The following is a 2,741-nucleotide window of genomic DNA, read 5'->3' as shown; positions in this document are numbered from 1 at the left end:
CTATACGCCTATGGCCATACATACCCAAGAACCATTGGAAACCTTCTCAGGTTTCTTCTGAAAAAGGAAATCCGCTCGAGGATCAGGTTCAGGGATTACACATAAAGACCGCCGCGACGCTTCGTTTCGGCACCATGACGGTTCCAGTTACCGTTCGTTCTGCCGCTGTCGCCGAAGCTGCGTATCATCGACAGGAATTTTGCGGACACCGCCGCGATGGCAGCTGCTGCAAGCGGCCGCGCTCTCTCCTCACCATGACTATTCCGCCGGCTCGGCACGCGCTGGCGGCAATCCCGGCTTGCCTGCTTGGGAAGGATTTCGCCTGACATAGGCCGCCTTCAGCGTTTCCGACGTGTCGCGCGAGCCGTCATGGCTCCAGCCCGGCGGTTGGATGAGATAATTGAAGCGCTCGCCAGGCGTCAGCCCCGGCGCCAGCGCATCCTTGAACATGCCGATCCATTCGTGGAACGCGACCTTCAGCGGATTGAAGGTCCCGATATTCTTGACGATGCCGTAGCGCGGCCGGTCTTCCTCCAGTTCCTCGACGAAGGTGCCGAACATGCGGTCCCAGATGATCAGCGTGCCGGCATAATTGGCGTCGAGATAGCGCGGGTTGGTGGCGTGGTGGACGCGATGGTGCGAGGGCGTGTTGAAGATGAACTCGAACCAGCCCCACATCTTGCCGATCGTCTCGGTGTGGATCCAGAACTGCCAGACAAGGTTGAAGCCGAAGACGAAGGCGATCACCGCCGGATGGAAGCCGGCGAGCACCAGCGGCGCCTGCAGGATGAAGGTGAAGGTGAACAGGCCGGTCCAGCTCTGCCTCAGGGCCGTCGAGAGATTGTAATGCTGGCTGGAATGATGATTGACATGCTCGGCCCACACCCAGCGCACCCGGTGCGCGATGCGGTGATAGACATAGTAGCGCAAGTCATCGAGCAGGAAGGCGGCGACGAACACCCAGATGGACAGGCCGAGATTGAAGAAACGGAACTGCCAGAGCCACAGCAGCGCCCAGTAGGACACGACGCCGAGCAGCAGGCCGGCGACGACATTGCCGGTGCCCATCATCAGGCTGGTCAGCGTGTCGCGCGTCTCGAACGATCCCTTGGCGCGGCCGGTGCGCACCAGCCAGAGCTCGATCAGGATCGCTGCGACGAAGAAGGGGATCGCAAGCTGGGTGACCTGCGGGAAATTATACTCGTCCATCACGCCGCCTCCCGGATCCGATCGCTGTTCTGCAGGGTCGCTGCCACCGCTCGCGCATCGGCTTCGTTGGCAAAAGCAAACCGCCCACCTTTCCAGGTGAAATCCTTCAGCCGCAGCGACACCGCTTTCCCTTCCCTCGCCAGCGCCAGAATGTCGTGCGGCGTGACGATGCGCGTCAGAAAACAATCGCCGATGCTCTGGACGATGCCGCAGCGTTGCGGGCCGAGGTCGAGAAACGCGGCATGATTGTCGGCGGTCAGCCGCACGGCACCCGGCCTTTCGTCGGGAAAATCATCGGCAAAGCGTGCGAGCGCTTGAGCCGCGCCGGCAAGCGTCGCGGTTGTCGTGCCGCCGGTGAAATGCACGGCTGCGACCGACAACGCAATGCCGAACGCGACGAGGACGACCAGGACTGGCAGGCTCATGGGAACGCGGCTCCTCCGGCGGCCCGCATTTCTTTGACACGGGTCCGCGCGACAAACCCCTAGCACGATTGACGTTTACGTCAAAGGGGCATCCAGCCCCGCATCGCATAACGCAAGAGCAGCCAATGCCGGCGCAAGGTGGAGAGCGCTGCGGTCCTGCGGAGCGCCGAACTGCCAGCCTTTTCCATCTTGTCGAGATAGGCGTTGGTCAGCGCCAACGGCAGAAAGGCCGGCCGCAGCGAAACGGGAAGCGCCGGCGCACCTTTCTCGAAGGCGTTGAGATGCTCCCGCGCCAACGCGATCATCGCCACAACCGCGCGCTCGGCGGCAGCCCCACCCTCGCCCTTGACGAACTCTTCCGGCGTCGTGCCGGCTGCCGCGAGGATGTCTGAGGGCACAAAGCACTGTCCGCGCCGGCGGTGCAGCGGCAGCAGAAGCAGCAGGCCGGTGATGGCCTGGGCGCAACCGGCCCGGCCGGCGAGTTCGGCAAAGCCCGGCGCCGCCTCCGGATCGAGCACCATGGCCGCAAACTGGATAAGTGCTGCGGCCGTTTCGCCGCAATAGCCCTCGAGGTCGGTACGCGACGGCATCGGGTCGTCATAGAGATCGAAGATCCGCGCCTCGAGCATGTTCTCGAAAGCACTTTTCGGCAGCTTATTTGCGGCAATCGTACCGCGTAGCGCATCGGCGGTCGGGTGACCCGTCCCGGCATCCCCATCGGCCGAAATGACATCGCGCCACCATTGCAGCCTGACCTCGCCCGGCAGCGGCTCGTGGATGCGATCGCGCACGCCGGCGATTTCGGCGTTGAAGGCGTAGAGCGCCAGCAGCGCGCCGCGTTTGTCGGCCGGCGCGTAGAGCGCAGACAAATATCGGTCATGGTCGGCGGCGCGCACCGCGTCCATGACGATGTCGCCATTGTTGACGATGTCGGGCGTGCCGGCCATTCAGTCGACGGCGATCAGCGCGGCGGCCACGGCGCGGTCTTCGGCCAGCAGCACATTGTAGGTCCGCACCGCAGCGCCCGTCGACATCGGGTCGGCGGAGATGCCGGCTTCCTTGAGCGCGGCGCGCAGCGCCGCCGGCAGCGGCCGCAAATCCTTGCCC

Annotated in this window: 4 protein-coding genes; all 4 read right to left on the bottom strand. The window is 64.0% G+C overall.

Going from position 1 to position 2,741, the window contains the following annotated elements:
- Positions 1 to 258: 258 nt before the first annotated feature.
- Positions 259 to 1,209, bottom strand: coding sequence for a sterol desaturase family protein (locus EOA27_RS30810; protein WP_189343113.1), 951 nt, complete (start codon positions 1,207 to 1,209; stop codon positions 259 to 261).
- Positions 1,209 to 1,634 carry a hypothetical protein gene (locus EOA27_RS30805; protein ID WP_126082300.1) on the bottom strand — a complete coding sequence of 142 codons (426 nt, stop codon included), beginning with the start codon at positions 1,632 to 1,634 and terminating at the stop codon, positions 1,209 to 1,211. Before EOA27_RS30805 ends, EOA27_RS30810 begins: the two co-directional genes overlap by 1 nt.
- Positions 1,635 to 1,714: 80 nt before the next feature.
- Positions 1,715 to 2,563 carry a phytoene/squalene synthase family protein gene (locus EOA27_RS30800; protein ID WP_189343378.1) on the bottom strand — a complete coding sequence of 283 codons (849 nt, stop codon included), beginning with the start codon at positions 2,561 to 2,563 and terminating at the stop codon, positions 1,715 to 1,717.
- 18 nt (positions 2,564 to 2,581) lie between these two features.
- Positions 2,582 to 2,741 (bottom strand): MTH938/NDUFAF3 family protein (locus EOA27_RS30795; protein ID WP_189562163.1); only part of this gene is annotated, 160 nt, incomplete at its 5' end.

Source organism: Mesorhizobium sp. M2A.F.Ca.ET.037.01.1.1 (assembly GCF_003998075.1).
Taxonomy (GTDB): Bacteria; Pseudomonadota; Alphaproteobacteria; order Rhizobiales; family Rhizobiaceae; genus Mesorhizobium.
The sequence above is the reverse complement of the archived record's forward strand: the minus strand, read 5'-3'. Positions and strand labels throughout refer to the sequence as shown.

Coding starts and splice junctions, on each gene's coding strand:
- EOA27_RS30805 (WP_126082300.1), bottom strand. CDS start 1,634: ATGAGCCTGCCAGTCCTGGTCGTCCTCGTCGCGTTCGGCATTGCGTTG.
- EOA27_RS30810 (WP_189343113.1), bottom strand. CDS start 1,209: ATGGACGAGTATAATTTCCCGCAGGTCACCCAGCTTGCGATCCCCTTC.